At 68.4% G+C, this 17,121-nt stretch carries 17 protein-coding genes; 11 read left to right on the top strand and 6 right to left on the bottom strand.

The genetic code is table 11. The annotated features are described in order from the left end of the window. A complete protein-coding gene (locus AB0M82_RS01690) occupies positions 1–291 on the bottom strand; it encodes a hypothetical protein (RefSeq protein ID WP_364716524.1) in 291 nt (96 codons plus the stop codon). Positions 292–381: 90 nt separating this feature from the next. Next, on the bottom strand, positions 382–1,206 hold the full coding sequence (locus AB0M82_RS01695) for a hypothetical protein (protein ID WP_364716527.1): 825 nt from the start codon (positions 1,204–1,206) through the stop codon (positions 382–384). A gap of 318 nt (positions 1,207–1,524) precedes the next feature. Between AB0M82_RS01695 and AB0M82_RS01700 the strand changes: the two genes are divergently transcribed. Further along, positions 1,525–2,181 (top strand): hypothetical protein, encoded by a 657-nt coding sequence (locus AB0M82_RS01700; protein WP_364716529.1) that lies wholly within the window; start codon positions 1,525–1,527, stop codon positions 2,179–2,181. A gap of 26 nt (positions 2,182–2,207) precedes the next feature. On the opposite strand, the gene AB0M82_RS01705 is transcribed toward AB0M82_RS01700, so the two are convergent. The 3 genes from AB0M82_RS01705 to AB0M82_RS01715 form a co-directional block, all read right to left on the bottom strand. Continuing rightward, positions 2,208–3,422 (bottom strand): hypothetical protein, encoded by a 1,215-nt coding sequence (locus AB0M82_RS01705; protein ID WP_364716532.1) that lies wholly within the window; start codon positions 3,420–3,422, stop codon positions 2,208–2,210. Next, positions 3,415–3,771 (bottom strand): hypothetical protein, encoded by a 357-nt coding sequence (locus AB0M82_RS01710; protein ID WP_364716535.1) that lies wholly within the window; start codon positions 3,769–3,771, stop codon positions 3,415–3,417. Before AB0M82_RS01710 ends, AB0M82_RS01705 begins: the two co-directional genes overlap by 8 nt. A 213-nt stretch (positions 3,772–3,984) precedes the next feature. Next, positions 3,985–5,145 carry an NB-ARC domain-containing protein gene (locus tag AB0M82_RS01715; protein WP_364716538.1) on the bottom strand — a complete coding sequence of 387 codons (1,161 nt, stop codon included), beginning with the start codon at positions 5,143–5,145 and terminating at the stop codon, positions 3,985–3,987. Positions 5,146–6,013: 868 nt separating this feature from the next. Here AB0M82_RS01715 and AB0M82_RS01720 point away from each other — a divergent pair. The 8 genes from AB0M82_RS01720 (at position 6,014) to AB0M82_RS01755 (ending at position 14,657) form a co-directional block, all read left to right on the top strand. Then, positions 6,014–7,933 carry a S53 family peptidase gene (locus AB0M82_RS01720; protein WP_364716541.1) on the top strand — a complete coding sequence of 640 codons (1,920 nt, stop codon included), beginning with the start codon at positions 6,014–6,016 and terminating at the stop codon, positions 7,931–7,933. A gap of 80 nt (positions 7,934–8,013) precedes the next feature. Then, the gene (locus AB0M82_RS01725; RefSeq protein WP_364716544.1) at positions 8,014–8,883 is read left to right on the top strand and encodes a L,D-transpeptidase; all 870 of its coding nucleotides are present in this window, start codon (positions 8,014–8,016) and stop codon (positions 8,881–8,883) included. A gap of 32 nt (positions 8,884–8,915) precedes the next feature. Next, positions 8,916–9,650, top strand: a complete 735-nt coding sequence (locus tag AB0M82_RS01730; protein ID WP_364716547.1) for a hypothetical protein — start codon at positions 8,916–8,918, stop codon at positions 9,648–9,650. Between the two features lie 145 nt (positions 9,651–9,795). Continuing rightward, on the top strand, positions 9,796–10,902 hold the full coding sequence (locus tag AB0M82_RS01735) for a hypothetical protein (protein ID WP_364716550.1): 1,107 nt from the start codon (positions 9,796–9,798) through the stop codon (positions 10,900–10,902). A 25-nt stretch (positions 10,903–10,927) separates the two neighbouring features. Then, entirely contained in the window at positions 10,928–11,401 is a 474-nt protein-coding gene (locus AB0M82_RS01740) for a cupin domain-containing protein (RefSeq protein WP_364716553.1), read from the top strand. 108 nt (positions 11,402–11,509) lie between these two features. Beyond that, complete coding sequence (locus AB0M82_RS01745) at positions 11,510–11,704, top strand: hypothetical protein (protein ID WP_364716556.1); 195 nt, start codon at positions 11,510–11,512, stop codon at positions 11,702–11,704. A 6-nt stretch (positions 11,705–11,710) separates the two neighbouring features. After that, the gene (locus tag AB0M82_RS01750; protein WP_364716559.1) at positions 11,711–12,808 is read left to right on the top strand and encodes a 3-oxoacyl-[acyl-carrier-protein] synthase III C-terminal domain-containing protein; all 1,098 of its coding nucleotides are present in this window, start codon (positions 11,711–11,713) and stop codon (positions 12,806–12,808) included. Between the two features lie 37 nt (positions 12,809–12,845). Then, a complete protein-coding gene (locus AB0M82_RS01755; protein WP_364716562.1) occupies positions 12,846–14,657 on the top strand; it encodes a hypothetical protein in 1,812 nt (603 codons plus the stop codon). 1,232 nt (positions 14,658–15,889) lie between these two features. Here AB0M82_RS01755 and AB0M82_RS01760 read toward each other — a convergent pair. Further along, positions 15,890–16,156 carry a hypothetical protein gene (locus AB0M82_RS01760; RefSeq protein ID WP_364716564.1) on the bottom strand — a complete coding sequence of 89 codons (267 nt, stop codon included), beginning with the start codon at positions 16,154–16,156 and terminating at the stop codon, positions 15,890–15,892. A gap of 419 nt (positions 16,157–16,575) precedes the next feature. On the opposite strand from AB0M82_RS01760, the gene AB0M82_RS01765 reads away from it, so the two are divergent. Both AB0M82_RS01765 and AB0M82_RS01770 read left to right on the top strand, forming a co-directional pair. Further along, positions 16,576–16,764: a hypothetical protein gene (locus AB0M82_RS01765; RefSeq protein ID WP_364716566.1), complete on the top strand. Its 189-nt coding sequence runs from the start codon at positions 16,576–16,578 to the stop codon at positions 16,762–16,764. Continuing rightward, positions 16,761–17,093 carry a hypothetical protein gene (locus AB0M82_RS01770; RefSeq protein ID WP_364716568.1) on the top strand — a complete coding sequence of 111 codons (333 nt, stop codon included), beginning with the start codon at positions 16,761–16,763 and terminating at the stop codon, positions 17,091–17,093. The genes AB0M82_RS01765 and AB0M82_RS01770 overlap by 4 nt, the downstream gene beginning before the upstream one ends. Positions 17,094–17,121: the final 28 nt, after the last annotated feature.

Consider the following 17,121-nt stretch of genomic DNA (forward strand, 5'->3'; position numbering starts at 1 on the left):
TCAGCCGCCCGCGAAAGAATTGATGAGCGACCAGCCGATGCCGTAGAGGATCGCGCCGGCGATGGCGCAGAGCATCATGACGACGCCGACTTTCCCGGCGCGGTGGTGATCGACCCAACGGCCGCCGACCCAGACGATCAGGCCGATGAAGAACCCGGCGACGAGCGCGACTCCCGCGCCCCACTTGACGTTGTTGAGCAGCCCCAGGATCTTGTCGCCACCGACCTCGGGCTGCACGGGTGTCGGATTCGGGATCTGGACGAGCCAGTCGATGACAATGTGCGCGGACATCGCGCCCTCCACATCGCACCGCCCGACGTCACGTCAGGCGGGTCAGGTGGGAGGGCGTTGAAGGTGTTCTCGGCCGAACGGCGGGTGGGCTCAGCCGGTGTCGGGGTCGGAGACGCGACCGCGGACGATCCGCGGCCACCGCAGCGCCAGGCGGCGTGTCGGCGGCTGCAGCATGTGCCAGGAACGGAGCAGCTGTTCGGCGGGTGAGCGAAGCGCAGCAGGTGTCACGTCGGCCGTGATGCCGTGGTTGGCGACGTCACGCTCGGGCGGGAAGAAGACAGCGTCGGGTAGCAGGACGCTGGTGCGGCGGCCCGCGGTACCGGCCACGCCTTTCGGCCATCGGCGGGCACCCACGACGAGCAGTTGCGTGGGTGGGGTCACCGCCGCGGTCCGCACCCACGGCTCCAGGCGGGCCAGGACCTGTTCGGCATGTGCGAGCGCGGGAACCGTGGGCCGGACCACCAGAGCGGGTATCGGTGAGGGGCTGCCGACGCGCAGCCATTGCCCTGGCCCGAGCGTGGGGTCAGTTGCCAGCCGCCAGGGGTCGTGGCCGATGTCGACCACGGTCACGTCGACACCGCGGGCGCCGCCTGGGTGCCAGTACGGCGGCGGCGGAAACATCACCGGCTCGGCGGCGCACTCTGCCACGTCGAGGCGGGCAAGTATCGCGCGGGCGCGCCGGGAGAAACGAATCCCGGCCGCGGGGCCGGGTCCGTCCCGCCGTGGCCCGTCGGCCCGCGCGGCACGCCCGAGTCCGGATCGGACCGGATCGCCGGCATCGACGAGCAGCACCGATCGGCCCGCCAGCTGGAGGGCGTCGGCGATCGCGACGGCGGTGCTCGTCGCACCGGCTCCCGAGGAGGCGGCCAGGATCGCCACAACTCGGCCAAACGGTGACCAGTCGATCAGCTCCACCGCTCCCTCCGCGGGGACGGGCTGGTGTCGCTCTGTAGCTGGCGAGTCCACGTGGTAGCCGATATCCGCAGGTAGCTCGGACGTGGCCATGACGGGCCTCCCCTCAGCGGTGGTGGTGCGCCGGTGAAGGGTGCGGCGGTCACAGCGGGACCGTGCTCCAACCCCCTGTACGGGGTGGCGTGGGTTGCTTTCTCTCGGTAAACCGAAGATACTCGCAACGAGTGTGGCTCTTTGCATTCGATGGTAGACGTAACTTGCGATGTGTCAAACACGAGCCATCACGACGAAGTCAGCGCCGAGAGTGACGAAACTGGGTGGGTGTGCGGCGTGGGCCGACGGTATGAGGATGAGCCGGTTTTCGACAGCTGGGAATCGACTGCGCCCGAGTACCTGACTTCGCCGATCCCGCATCGCTCCTACGCCGAGCAGCAGCAGCTCACCCTCGAACTACTCAACCTGGACACCTTCGCCGAGCGGTTGACGTACCTATTCGATCACGAGTCGACCTACTACGTGCTCGAGGGCGAGGCCGTCGTCGATCCCGACGAGATCGCCCGCTTGGCCGCCGACGAGACGTCCGGGTTCCGAAGTTTCGTTGCGCGGGTGCCGCTGGTGGCGCGATGGGTTCAGGCCCGCAGCGGGGTCCCCCTGACCAAGCAGGCCCTTCACAACTTCAAGGGCGGGGTCCGGGAGAATACCCGCCCGTCGATCAACCGGGCCTTGGCCGCGTTCTGGCGAATCCACCAGGATTTGCTCGACCCCCACGTTGCGGCCGCGGAGTTCGCGCTGCCCTACGACGTGACCGACCGCAGAGCCCACGAGCTGATGACCGAGTTCGGCGGGGTCGGCGTCGACGCCCGCACGATCACCAGCTACCTGGACGGTGCCCACGAAGCGGACAAGCAGCAGTTGCTGAAGGTGTTGGAACGGATCGCCCAGACCGCCCGCGACACCGGCCACGGGCGGCCCGGCTGATGGTCCGACAGCCGGGCCGACCGTCATCACGCCCGGCTGCCGGCGGCGAACTGCGTCGGTCCCATCTTCTTCGCCAGCCGTTGTACCCGACGGTCGCTCAGTACCTCGCCGACAGCTGCCAGATAGACCAGTCGTGTGCCGTCATCGACGCGCAAGCGCTCGGTTTCCGGCCACCACGCCTCGCCATCCTCAGCATCGTCGGTGTCATCGCGGGTGCGCTTCCCCGATGGGTGTGACAACTGCGCGACGAGTGTGGCTATCGCGATCTCGAGCTCGACGGCGATGGCCATCGGTTCGATGTCCATGCCATAGACGAGCGTGAGGTCCCGCAGGTCGTGCCGAATCGCACAGCGCGTCGCCGAGCCGATCATCTGGTCCACGATGAGTAGAGCGTCCTCGATTTCGACCAGCTGCCGAGCCTGGGTCAGTGGCGGCCGGCGGCGGCTGGCGAGCAGGATCCGCGCCCGCCGCCACAGGCGCTCGATCGCAGCGTCCTGGCGTGCTGTGCGGCGCCGATCACGTCGGTCGAACACCGAGCGGGTCGCGGCGGCGAACAGCGAGCCCAGGACGAACAGCAGCAGCCCGGCTGCGTCGGTGAATACCCCGAAGTGGCTGCCCCGGGGCGGATGGTCCGGCTCGGCCAGCAGCCGGAGTGCGCCACCGAACCGCCAGCACAGCCCGACGAGCGACACCGCGATACCCAGCTGGGCCAGGGCGACGCCGCCGCGGACCGCGGCCACCTCACCCATCGCCACCACGGTCAGCCCCAGCAGCAGTAGCGCCAGCCAGCCGACCATGTAACCGAGGTAGATCGCGCTGTAGAGCTGGGAGGGCAGTGCCGGGTTCTTGGGCGAGGCGAACCAGGACGTGTGCGCGCCGGCCAGTACGTAAAGGGTGACCATCGCCGTGGCGCAGATCAGGAAGATCGTGACCACGCCGGGCATGGGAAGCCGGAGCTGCCCGAGGGTGTGCAGAAACGCGGCGGTGAAGACCATGGCCAGCATCCCTAGCAGGTGGTGGACCACGATCGCGACGTTGTGCAGCCCGGTCAGGTGGTCGGCCCAGTCCAAGGTCATCGGGCTACCGGCCGCCATCGATAGGGCCATACTCGCGATGCCGGCGGTCAGGAGGTGGCGGCTGAGGGTGTAGCCGACGCCGCGGTTGACCAGCACCTTCCGGGCCGATTCGGCCACGCCTGCGGCTGCGGCGCCGTACCAGAGGCAGGTGACCGCGTCAGGCATCGGCGCACAGGTGGCGACGGGCTCCGAATGCCGCGCGCAGGGCCGTGCGGCCTGGCGGGAGATGGCGATCGCGGTGGCGCGCGGTACCGGCCCGCACGTGCGCCTGCAGCAGGTCCGCGAACTGCTCGGCTTCGATCTCCCGGCGGTCGTCGGCACTCGTGCGGCGTCCGCAGACGTAGTCGCCCGGGTGGCCCAGGAGCCAGTGCCCAACCTCGTGGAAGGCGATGTGGAACACGTGCGCCGGGACGGCGGCGGCTGCAACCCCGAGCCAGCACTGTGTCCGCATGCGCACCAGCAGCCCGCTGGTCCCGCCGCGCCCGCTCGGCATCCTCCCCAGGACCACGGTCATTCCCCGTTGCTTTCCGACGGCGTTAAGAAACGCGCGTAGCTCGAACGGGTACCGAATCGGCAGCGTGGCGATGAGGGTTTCGCAGCGCCGGATGAACTCCTGGTCTGCGTATCCTGTGTTGTTCAACGTTGTCCCCTGGATGTTGTGTCGATCCCGCCGGTCCCCACCGGCCCCCTAGTCGACGCTGACGCGATGGATCTTCATCGCAGCAGGTCAGAGCGTTGCCGCCATACTGACGGACGCAATACACCTCAGACGTCCGAATACGCCCGCCGGATCCCGCAATGTTCGCGTGCGGGGGTCATGCGGGCGTTCGGCCGCGTCGCGCACCAGCTGCACGGTCCACGCGCAGTGGCGTTCCTCGATTGCGTCCTGGTTGCCGAAGTGCCGCAGGCGTCGTCGGCCGTATTCACGCAGGCAGTTTTGCTGGCGGTAGCGACCGTCCGCGGACGCGCCGTCGATGATCGAGTGGGTAACCAGGTAGTCCAGCGTCGCGAGGATCTCGGCACGGTCGACGCACTCGCCGGCGCAGACTTGCTCTGCCGCCTCGAGAGTGAAGCCGCCGGTGAACACCGTCAGCCGGGCCCACACCCGCTGCTGCACATCGCTGCACAGCTTCCAGGACTCACCGATCGCCACATCCAGGGACAGGTGATGGGCTTGGACTCCGCGGGTGCCCAGGGCGTATCGCAGCGACAGCCCACCTTCCAGCCGTTCGAACAGCACGGCCGGCGAGCGACCTGTGCTCAGCTGGGCCGCAACGAGTTCCAGGATGAGCGGAATACCGTCGGACCAGCGCACGAGTCGGACGATGGCCGACCAGTCATCGTCGGCGGTCAGCGGCCGCCCGGCCAGGGCTGCGCGGTCCTGCAGCAACCGGACGGCGTCGCATTCCTCGGCCTCGACGCGGGCGGCGTCCTCCTCCGGGACGCGGAGGGGATTGAGGTGCACGATGCGCGCGCCGTGGATCTGCAGCCAGGCGCGGCTGGTCGCGACGATCTGCAGCTGCGGCGCCTGGTTGATCAGCAGGTCCACGAGTTCCTGGACGCACCCGAGCAGTTGTTCGCAGTTGTCGAGTACGAGCAGGACGCGTTGGTCGCGCAGGAACCCGATCAGTACGTCCAGTGGTTCGGCGTCAGGCTGGTGATTGGCCACGCGTAAATCTGCGAGTAGCAATTTGCAGATTCGCTCGACGGTCGTGTAGCTGTCCGCCTCGTCGCTCATTTCGGCGAGGCGAACGAAGGCCGCCGCGTCGTAGGCATCGCCTCGCCGCCGGAAAACTTCCGCGGCTAGTCGTGTTTTTCCCACTCCGCCGCTGCCGGTCACTGTCACCAGACGGGCACCGTCGTCGATATAGCTCTCGACCTCGGTCACCTTGTGTGATTGACCGGCGAGTGTCGTCGGATAGGCCACGCCCGGAGGACCGACACTCGGCGATTGTCTACGCGCCATGTCGCCAGGGGTCACACCGTTAATCACTCTGGTCCATTGTGCCGCGGTGCACGACTCCGACATTGCCCCTCCTACAGCACTCGTCACAGGCGCCGATCTGCGCCCGTCCCACCCTCGCCAGCCGAGCGCTGCGTTCACCCCAGGTGTACCGCGCTCCGCGCCATGTTTCGTACCACGGGTAACACCGTGATCCTCAAGCATTAACCAGGGGAACACTCAATCGGGTTAATCGTCTACAACCATGCAGCTCCCAGATGACTACAGTCAGTAGCAGTACCGTTCTTCGGTCAATCGGCCAAAAAGGCCACACATCACGACTCACGAAGAGCGCCCGGCAAGACACACATGGCAACAACAGGCGGGGAAAGCTAGGCGTCGAGCGCGTGCACCCATCGGACATCCGCAACGGTTGTTGACTTTTGCCAAGATCTGGTTATTGTTCGTTCCAGCAAGGCGGATCGTGCTCACGCCGGGGGAGGCGTGGTGCAGGCACGGTCAGCCGACACGTTGGGACGCACCCGTGCTCACACTATTTGCTGTATTCCACGTAACGGCTCGAGGACCGCCGTAGCGATCTCGGTCCGGCGACCACCTCTGACTTAGATCCTCGCCGGTCGCGCAGCGACCGGCACGATGACCAGGCCTGCACGGCCGGTCCATCCGTCCGAAGTCTCCGCTCAGCCCTTTTCGCGTATCCCTGGCTGCGGCACGAGGCCCGCCTTTCAGCACGCCCGTCACCCGACGGACGTCGCACTGGATGGCTTTCCCTTTCATTCAAGGAGAAACCTCGATGCACAGCCGTCTTTGGCATGCCCTCGCCGCGACCGCGGCCCTACTCGCCTCCACTGTGGCCACCGCCGTCGCGGCACCCAGTACGCCCGCCGGCGACACCGCTGACCGCACTCCGATCGCCGGGAGCACCCCCGCCTGGGCCACCCCGCACACCGAAGTCGCCCGCGCCAACGGGAACACCGTCCGGCACATCAAGGTCGCACTCGCGTTCCGTGACCAGGCCGACGCCGAACGCCTCGCCGCACAGCTGGCCACACCGGGCAGCGCCGAACACGGCAAGTTCCTGTCCTCGAAGGAGTTCCTCGACCGATTCGCCGCCACCCAGGACACCGTCGATCAGGTGTCGCAGTGGCTGGCCACGCAGGGCCTGCACGTGACCGGGGTCAGCGCCAATAGGCACTTCGTCAACGCCGAAGCCCCCACCGCAGCGCTGGAGTCCGCGTTCGGGACGCGGATCGCCGCGTTCCGCACCCGCATCGACGGAGCGGTCCGCACCCTGACCGCTCCGGCGTCGCCGGTGACCGTGCCGACCTCGCTGCGCGCCTCGATCACCGCCGTGCTCGGCCTGGACGACAGCGCCATCCTGCTCAAACCCCAGCACACCCGCACGGACGCGGCGGCAGCCGAGCAGCACTGCGCCCGCTGGTGGGGCGAGCAGAACAACACCGACGTCCCGCAGAAATACCCGTCCGGGTTCCAATCGAACGCGCTGTGCGGCTACACCGGCACCCAGATCCGTGCGATGTACAAGCTGAGCGACGGAAACACCGGTGCCGGTACGACGATCGGTGTTGTCGGCGCCTACAACTCCGACACCATCGTCGCCGACACCAACCAGGCTGCCGGCCAGCTCGGCGTGCCGCCGCTGGCCGAGGGCCAGTACAGTGCGGTCCTGCCCGAGGGCGGGTTCACCGACGCGACCGAGTGCGGCGCCGAGGGCTGGGCGGCCGAGCAGACCTTGGACGTGCAGGCCTCGCACACCATCGCCCCGGCGGCGAAAATCCGCTACTACGCCGGGAAGACCTGTAAGGGCACCGGGATCTACGACGCGTTCAACCAGGCCGTCGCCGGCAACGCCGTGGACGTGATCAGCAACAGCTACGGCAACGCCGACGGCGAGAACAGCTTGCCGCAGACGGCGCGGGATCAGTTCAACGCGATGGCGCTGCAGGCGGCGATCCAGGGCCAGACCGTCACGGTGTCCACAGGCGACGCCGGCAACAACTCCGGTCCCGTCGGTCGCCCGACCGTCAGCTTCCCGTCCTCGAGCCCGTGGGTCGTAGCGGTCGGCGGCACGAGCGTCGGGCTGGACCAGAACAACCAGCCCAAGGTGCTGACCGGGTGGGAGAACAGCGGCAGCACCCAGTCCGGCAGCAGCTGGGCACCGCAGCAGGATGCCGACGGCCCGTTTGCCTCCGGCGCCGGCGGCGGCAGCTCAGCGCTCTACTACGCGCCGAACTGGCAGGTGGGCTTCGTCCCCGGCAGCGGTGAGAATCGCGGGGTCCCGGACATCGCGGCGCTGGCCGACTCCTACACCGGGATGCTGGTCGGGCAGACCATCAAGGGCCAGTTCGGGATCGGCTCCTACGGCGGCACCTCGCTGGCCGCGCCGCTGATCGCCGGGCTCGTCGCCGACGCCCAGCAGGCCCGCACCGGCAACGCCCGCGCGGGGATGCTCACCCCGATCCTCTACAGCCTGCACAGGTCCAGCGCCATCGCCGACGTCACGCCGCAGCAGGCCGGGGTCTGGACACCGATGATGCACGCCTTCGGCGGCGTCGCCGTCCCCGGCGGGCAGGGCAGCTACCTGATCGACTTCGACGCCCGCCCGCAGAACCTGCAAAGCGGTACCGGCTGGGACCCCGTCACCGGGCTCGGCACCCCCGCCGACGGCTTCATCACCGCACTTTCCCAGTAACGGCAACCTCTTTCGTGGTGGGCCCGCTCGACGGCGGGCGGGCCCACCGCGGCCTCCACCACCGCAGGAAGGTCTACGCCATGTCCGAGGCCACGCAGCCGGCACCGAACCGATGGCTCGTCCTCGCAGCCTGGGTGACCGGCATCGCCCTGGTCGCCACCGCCGGCGCCCTGCTCGCCCCGTCCCGTCCGGCACCCGGACCCGGCCCCCTCGGCCATCCGGTCGAGCTGGGTGTCGAACTGCACGCACCGGTCGTCGCCGCCCGCCCGGTCCCGAACCTCGCCGGACTGCCCGAGGCCAGCACCTTCGGCACGGTGCCGGGCGCTCCGGCGGACGCGTCGGCCGAGGAGGTCCCGGACGGGCAGCTCGTGCACCCCACCGAGCCGGTGCCGGTGTTCGACCAGCCCGGCGGGGCGGCCATCGCCGTCCTGCCGACCACGCAGCTCGGGTCCGACACCTGGGTGCCGGTGATCGCCGACGAACCGGGCTGGGTGCAGGTCCTGCTGCCGTCGCGGCCCAACGGCTCCACTGGCTGGCTGTCCACCCAGGACAACACGCTCACGATCCGGTCGACGACCACCTGGATCGTCATCGACCGGGCCGCGTTCCGGCTCACGCTCTACCGCGATCACCAGCAGATCGGCAGCTGGAGCGTCGGGGTCGGCACCGCGGCGGCGCCGACCCCGGCGGGGCGGACGTTCGTGCTGGCCTCGATGACCGACGCGACGCAGACGTTCAGCCCGGTGATCTTCCCTCTCGGGATCCACTCGGCGACCTTCTCCACCTACGGCGGCGGTCCCGGCACCACCGGCATCCACGGCTGGCCCACCACCGACGTGTTCGGCCGCCCGTCCAGCGACGGCTGCATCCGCGTCCCCGCCGACGCCCTGGCCACCTTCACCAACCCTGCCGCCCCGGTGCCCATCGGCACCCCGGTCCTCATCCGCTAACCCAACCACACCAACATTTTCGGAGATTCGTCATGAACACCAATCGCACCGCACTTGCCGCCGCCGGAGCCGGCGCGCTCCTCGTCGGCACCCTCGCCTCCAGTTGCACCCCGGCGACCGCCGCACCACCCGCCTTCGTTGCCGCCGCGGCGACGTCGACGGCGACCGGGATCTCCGTCTCCGGCGGCGAACACCTCCCCGCCCAGCCGAGCGTGTCCAGTAGCGGCGCGATCAAGTCCGCCGACGGCTCGGTGTCCAGTCCCAGCGGCGCCGTGGTGGCCAGCGGCATCAGCCTGCAGGCCGGAGCAGGATTCGCCGAAGCCCGAGTCGCCTCGGTGCGAGTCGGCGGGACCACGGTCGGGCCGTTCACCGCGACCTGCCGCAACGGGGCCGTCACCACCAGCGCCCCCAAGGGCGGCGGCGGCAACCTCACAGTGTCACCCGGCGGGCATCGCACCGCCGGCGTCATCACCGTCACCACCAGCACCGCCCCCACCCGCACAAGCGAGTCCGGCGCGCCGAACAAGCCGACCGCGGGAACGGCGATCACGGTGACGGTGGCGACGGTCAGCTGCGGCGCCGGAACACCGCCGCCAACGGGCAACCCGCCCACCGGCACCCACCCGGCCCCGACGCACAAGCCCAGCGCACCCGGCACGTCCCACCCGGTCAAGCCGGGCGAAAGACACCAGCAGGGCGACAACCCGGGTGACCGAACCGCGCCCAAGCCACAGCCCAAACCCGGCCACGTCGCCGTCACCGGCTAACCCTCAGGCCGCGCGGGCCCGCACCCCATCAACCCGCCATCGCGGGCCCGCGCACCCCTCCCGCTCCCCATGTCCCCGCCGGGCGACCTCCCCACGCCCGCGCCACCACACAACCCATCCGACTCGCCTACCAGGGGAGAAACCCATGTCCACGCTCGTTTTCAGCGACACCAGCCGCAACCGCACCGACGCCGCGTCATCCGAGGATGTCCGGGCCGTGCACTTCGTCGGCTCGCTGCCCGCCGTCCTGACCGGGGACCACCGCGCGACGATGCAGTGGTTCCTCGACCACAGCTCCGACACACCGTTGACCGGGCTGCCGTGCGACCCGGACCCGCGGTGGATCATCGACTGGCTCGAAGGCCTCGCCGCGATCGACGCCCTCGAACCCGTCCGGACCGGCGCGTTGGCCGACTACGACGACATGCCGACCTACCGCCTCAAGCACGGCCACTGGCTCGAATCCGAGGATCTGTCCCTCGGCCGCGCCGCGCATACCGATGCTGTCATGGCCGCCCGCGTCCAGCTGCACGACGACCGCGACTTCCCGCCACACCAAGTGTCGATTCCCAACCCCTACGACCTGTCACTGTTCACCTTCGGCAGCCCCGGCGCCGCCGTCACGCACCTGCCGGTGTTCCGCCAGGCCGTGCTCGACGACGTCCACACCATCCACGGCCAGCACGGCCACCAGGTCGTCTTCCAGCTCGAAACCCCCGCCGTCCTGGCGACGCTCGATCGCACCCCGCGGCCGTTGTGGCCGGCCGCCGTGCGCGCGCTGGCCAAGCAGGTCGCGCGCGTCTTCGCCGATGGCCCACGCGAGGCGACATGGCGGATCCACCTCTGCTACGGCGACCTCGGCCACCAACCCCTGTTCGCCCTGACCGACCTCGTGCCCGCGGTGCAGTTCCTCAATGCGCTGCACAAGCAGCTGCAGCGACTGCGGATCCCGATGCCGGCCGCGCACATCCCAATGTGCACCGGCACCGACGCCCCGCCGACGGACCCACGGTTCTACCGGGCGCTGCGGCACCTGCGCCGCGACATCGACGTCATCGCCGGACTCGTCGACGAAACCCATCCCGAGGACTCCCGCGCCGCGCTCGGGCTGGTCGAGACCGAACTGGACCGGCCCGTCCTCGCGGTCGCCGCAGCCTGCGGCCACGGCCGCCGACTCGTTCCCGACGCCGTCGCCAACGCCGCGCTCGCCTACACGCTCGCCCGCCACACCACCGACACCCCGGCCCGCTGACTCCGACAGGGAAGGACCCGTCGACATGGACACCACGACCACGCAGATCACGTCTGAGGCTGGGCATCTGGCCGGCGAAGACGAAACGCTCACCCCCATCCTGCGCACGGGGACCGTTCCCACCCGCGCCCTGTCGGGCGGCCGGATGCACCTGCCCGGCGCCACCACCCTCGCCCCGCAACGCCACGACACCACCGAGACCGCGATCGCGATCATCAGCGGCCACGTCGCCGTCCTCTCCGGCAACGCCATGCAGCCCTTCCACCCCCGCGCCGGGGACATCATCTACATCCCCGCGACGCTGCCCTACGCCGTGGTCAACCTCAGCAACAACGCCTCCGTCCTCGCCCTGGTCTTCCGCACCGACCCCGGATTCGACACCGACGTCCACCAGGTGCCCGAACTCGACCAGACGGCCCGCGACCAGATCCCCGACCTGCGCCGCGCCCACCACGAGGCGCTCCTCACCCGGCGCGGCGGCCGCGCCCGCAGCACCTGACCATCTCCCACCCTCCCGACCAGCACCACGCCACCCGCCGACCGAACCCGTTCGGCGCCTCCCCAACACCTGGCGTGCCACACCGACCGGCTCGATCAGGAAGACATCATGCGCACCTGGATCACCGACACCACCCGCGACCTACTCGACGACCCGCCACCCGGCGGACCGCTCACGCTCGACGAGATCGCCGCCTGCGCCGGCATCACGCTCCACCACCTGCGGGCCTACTACGGCTCGGTCGACGCCATCACCGCCGACCACGCCGACATCCCGGCACACCCACCTCAAGTCGGGCGGTGATGAACCATGCGTTGGCAGAACCTCCACCTACGCGGCATCGGCGCCGCACTCGGCGACATCGTCGCCGTCGACGACCTCGAGTCCGGCCGAACACTTCTCGGAGCGACCAGCCAGCGCGCCGTCTCGATCGCCCGCGACAGCACCGGCATGGACCTGGCCGTGCGTGCCGGCCGCAACGCCCTCGCCAGCATGGCCATGACCACCGCCAGCCCGCTCCCGATGCCCGACCTGCACTTTCACGCCGCGATCTGGCGGGGCAGCCGCGGCATCGATTTCTGGTCCCGCGCCGCCTACGTCCGCAGCCGTCTCGGCCTGCCCGCCGGCCGCGGAATCGCCAGCGAGCTCAACGCCATGAGCAACAGCCTCGTCGGCGGCATCGACATCTCCGCCCGTGTCCTGGCCGGCAGCCCCGACCTCGACACCGTCCTGCTCACCGGCGGCGAAACCTTCGGACCACCCGCCTTCGACCACCTCACCGCCGACCACGGCATCGTCTACGGTGACGGCGGCTCCGCCCTCATCCTCGGCCGCCACCCCGGCCTCGCCCGCGTCCTCGCCACGAGTTCGTATATCGACCCGACCCTCGAACAGCTCCACCGCGGCAACCACCGCTTCGCCCCCGCCGGCACCACCGAGCTCGGCATCGAACGGATCCGCGAACGCAAACGCCAGTACACCGATGTCGTCGGCGCCGCCTCGGTCACCCGCCGCAACCACGATGGCGTCCGCGCCGTCATCGACGAAACGCTCCGCGACGCCGAGCTCAGCCTCGATCAGCTGCGCTGGGTGCTCCTGCCGCACTACGGCCGACACCTGCTCCACACCCACTGCCTGCAACCGCTCGGCATCACCGCCGACCGCACCCTCTGCCACGCCGGCGACCAATGGGGCCACATCGGACCCAACGACCAGATCATCGGCCTCACCCACCTGCTGACCCGCAGCGCCGTCGCCCCCGGCGACCACGTCGTCCTCCTTGGAATCGGGATCGGCATGACCTGGACAGCCGCGATCCTCCGCATCGACACGGCACCACCCGGCCTGAGCATCCTTGCCCCGCCGCTGCGCTGGCCCTGGCGCGCCCCAACCGACGTGCCGAGCTGATCAGCCGTCCGCACGCCGAGCTCACCGAGGACTCCCCATGCCAAACACCTACATCCCATCGCGCCTTGATCAGGCACTCTTTGGCGCGCCATTTATCGTCATCGGCGCCGACAACGACGCCCGCACGATTACCCACCGCCTCGACGACGCCGTCGCCACCCTTAACTCCGACAGTGCGGCACGCGCGGTCGTCGGCACGCTCCGGCACCCCCTGCTCGCCATCGACATCGACCCCGAAGACACCGGCGCAAGTGCCGAGGCAGGCGAAGTTGTCGCTGAACAGCTGCTCCTCTGGGCCGACCACTACGGCCTGCCGTGGCTGCGCCGCGAGTCCGGCCGGCCCGGCCACACCCACCTCGTCATCAAGACGCCGCCGAGCCTGCACGACGAGCTGCAGCTCATCGTCCGCACGGTCGCCGCCAGACAAAACGTCTCCGCCACCGTCCGCTCAACCCTCCGACTCACTTCCTCGCCACACCGACACGAGCTTCCCAGCCCCATCCTGAGCTGCACACTGAAGACGACCGACGTGTCCCAGCCCATCGAGACCGGACCCCGGCGCGCCGCGCGACCCGCGCGCCGACGAGGTGGTTCAGACCGCAGCAGATCCGAAGGTGAGTACGGCCACGCCCTCGCGCTTGCCCGTGCCGGCCACACCACCGCGCACGCCTGGGCCTTCGCCAACCTCGCCGAGACCAAAGCACGGGAAATCGGTGAGAAAGCGTGGCGGCGCTGGTTCTGGGCACCCGCCACCACGATCATTGCCGCCGAAAATGGCCTCACCGAGCAGCAGGCCTGGGACCTCTTCCACCAGGCTTCCCCCACGCAAGCGGCACATATCGGGAGAGCCGCCTGGCGGCGCAGACGTTGGTTACCTGCAATCCGCGAAGCAGCGGACATCCGGCCGCGACGGCGGCGCCTCGGACTACGTCAGGCAACCGACAACCAGATCGAACCTTCGTCCCGTCGACTCCGCCAGGTTCGAGCGGTGCTTCAAGCCGCCGTCGACAGGTACCTGGAGGGTGGATTCAGCACCGCGACGCGCACCGGCGTGATTGCGGGCGTACGAGTTTCGAGCTTGCGCGCAGCCCTCGACGCATTCGCGCACGCAGTTCTCACCACCCGAGGCTCTATCTCAGTGCGACTTTGGGCCGAGCGCGCAGGTCTCGATCCCAAGACCGTCCGCCGGGCACGAGATGTCGCCTTGAAGCTGGGCATCCTCGAACGGGTTCACCGCTACGCAGGAGGAGAATCAGACTGCGACGCATTTATTTTGATCGAGAAAATTGCAGCGGAAAACAATACAAAATCGACTTCCCCCACTCCGTACACCCCCACCCGAGGTAAGGCCGACATCCTCCGACTCCGATCACAGCATCAGCGCGACCGACGCCAGTTCGCCCTCAACAACCAGAGGACCTCAACTACAAACTCTGCTGTCAGCATTCCGCTCGAGAGCACTCGTACGCTACCGCGAATTCAGTCGATCGCTTATGTCCCCGGCGTCCGCGATCAGCGAACATCCGCTCCTGTCACAGTGCGGGCCGCAGACAACCGTGCTCAACGATCCGAGAGCCCTGAGCCGGAGGCGCGGGATCCGGCTCTGTCTCGGGCCACGGCTGGGAGCGCGGGGCCGAACGCGCGTCGGGGCGGCTCGGACTGCCAGCGCGGCCACGGTTGCGTTGACGCCACCGTGGCCGCGCCGACGCCGAACGGAGCCACCCGGCCGAGCACGATGATGCCCTGCTTGGTGCCGTACTTCGTGATGAAGTTCTTGCCCAGGACGCTGTTGATCTGGCGCAGCGTGGCCGTGTGCACCTTGCCGACGAGCTGGCGGGTCCAACGCTGACCGGTGCGCTCGGCGACCTATAAGGACCTATAAGGAGGTCAAGGCGGCTCGAACCCTGACCGTGTCGGGCCAGCGACACCATCAACTCGAATACCCCTCGCGACGCAAGCCCCCGGGGGCACGACCACTCGATCGAGTGACTCACCGTGAAGCCACCTTGCGCCGATAACCACTTCGACACGTAAACGAATGCCCGCGCCAAATCCACTGACTCGTGATCGTCGACCTACGGAATTCGTAGCTTATGCCCAGGTAGATGCTTCGCGAGGCGAAGGCTCGAACGTGAATGACGTTCATGTCGAAGCGCCGACTCGCCGCTTGGCCGAGCGCTTAGTCGGACAAGCGGTCCTACGCGTCGGTAACTCACCGTTAGCGCCGAAGTCCCTCGACCGTTGGTCGACGAGTGTGGTTCGCTCAGCGCGACACACCTCTGAGTAGACGACGCCCGCCTGCAGGCGGGAGAGGATTGACGTGGCCGGGCGACGTCCGGTCATGAGAACGCGGCCCCCTGCTGGAACAGGAGGCCGCGTGATGTCAACGAACCCGCTAGCGTCTCTTCTAGGAAGGCCCAAGACAAGCGTGACTGTACAACCAGACGTTGCGGCTGCGCCATACAACAGGACGCAGGCGCCCGTCGTCCTCCCCCGCTGCCGGCCTCGCAGCCTGTGCGGCACGATCTACGCAAATCTCGTGGCGCCGCCCCTTCGGAACCTCGACCGCTGGACTCCGACAGCTCGGTCTGCGGCGGTCACCATCCTCTTATTCGGCGGGGCCGCGGCTGTATCGCTCCTCGCGTCGACCGGTGCGACTGCTATGAGTTGGACCGTAGGAGTCGGGCTTTTTGTTCCATTCGTCGCTGTCGTGATCTCCGCGATCCGCTGTGCGCCATCTCACCGGCCGGGGTTGCCCGAGTACAGCATGCAGAGCAGTCAAGCCAACTCGGCACAGGAAGGCCAGCCGCAGCGGGAAGCCGTATTCCTGAGAGGTTGGTGACCGACCGGTCTCGTTAGCCAGCCGCTCCCGTCTGCGCGCTCGACCTTGATCCTTGACAACTGAACAGGCCTCCGCCGAACCGGTTCCGAGATGCGAGAAGGTCCGGACGCGCCGCACGTCCGGACCTTCTCGTAGCTACCCCAGGCTCGGCCGCACAGCCCTTCCCAGCCGTGCCGCCAAGTATGTGCGGCGTTCGACTCCCCTCCGCCGACAGTCGATCGCCACTTGATGCGGATCTTTCAGAGGATGATGACCTGCTTGGTGGAATCGCCGGTCTTCAGTAGCACCTCTGCACCGTCCCGCTTGACGGCTTCATACACAACCTCGCCGTAGCCAATGAGGCGACGAACGGCTTCGGTGAGGCTGACACCCTCGCGCTCGATGACGGCTTCGAGCGCCTGGATGGTTTCAGGATTCACCGCCACGTTGATGCGCTTCGGCGGTGTCTTTTTCTTGTCCTCTGGCGTCCCGCGCTGGTGAGGCGCGTTGGTTGCAGCTGCGGACATACTTTCTCCCTCGGCAGGATCGGCGCATCGGGCCCCTCTCCCGAAATCCCGGCGCCTGTCGATCTTCTGATGGTCGTCGACCTAGGCTCCCTCCCGATGGAGTTCTAGGTCGCACGATGCGTCCGTAACCACATGCCCTGACAGGGACTCGACACTCCCAGGGCACGGCTTGCACGTTAGGGCTCACGCACCATACTCAAGCATCTTTCCCACGAGAACACCACCCACTTGCCGCAATCATCACACGAGTGAGCCACGTCTGCGCCACGCATGACCCACACCTTTCACACGTCTGTGTGTCGTCTGAGGTAGGGTGCCCGTTACGCGTGGACCTGGCTACGGGCTCCAGCGCTCGGCCCCCGACGAGCGCCAGCGCGCCAACGTGTCCCTTTCGATAGGAACGCAGGTAACCCGACCGCATGACCACATACCCCGAGCGCCCCAACCCGCCAACAGCTGAAGTTGAGCATCTCAAGACCGCCGAAGCCCGCCACGACCTCGACGAAGACACCTGGGTTGGCTTGACACCGCACGACAAGGTTCCACGCGAGCCGGTTGTCGTGCTGTTCGTCAAGGAGGAGAAGAGCCCGACCGGCAGGCGCCGGTGAGCGAGTCTGACGAAACCTGGAGCGACGACGACCCGGCCTCCGGACCGTCCCACCGCACGCCACCGCCGAGCGACGCACCGATCGTCCGCATCGACGAGCTGGAGGTGCGGCGTCACGCTCACAAGGCGTCAATGCAGAACCGCGTGCTGGCCGGCGTCTTCGGGTTGATCCTCATCACGCTGTTGGTCATCGTGATGGCGGTGAGCCTGCACGGCATCACTGAGCAGTTCGCGCTCGAACTCGCTCGACTAGTCCTGCCAGCAGTCCTGGGGTCGGCTGGCGCCATCGTGGGGACCTTGTTCGTAACCCGCGGCCGCGACGAATCGTAGGTCGGTGTGGGCGCCGAGATTTTCCCGT

The organism is Amycolatopsis sp. NPDC051128 (assembly GCF_040682715.1).
GTDB lineage: Bacteria > Actinomycetota > Actinomycetes > Mycobacteriales > Pseudonocardiaceae > Amycolatopsis.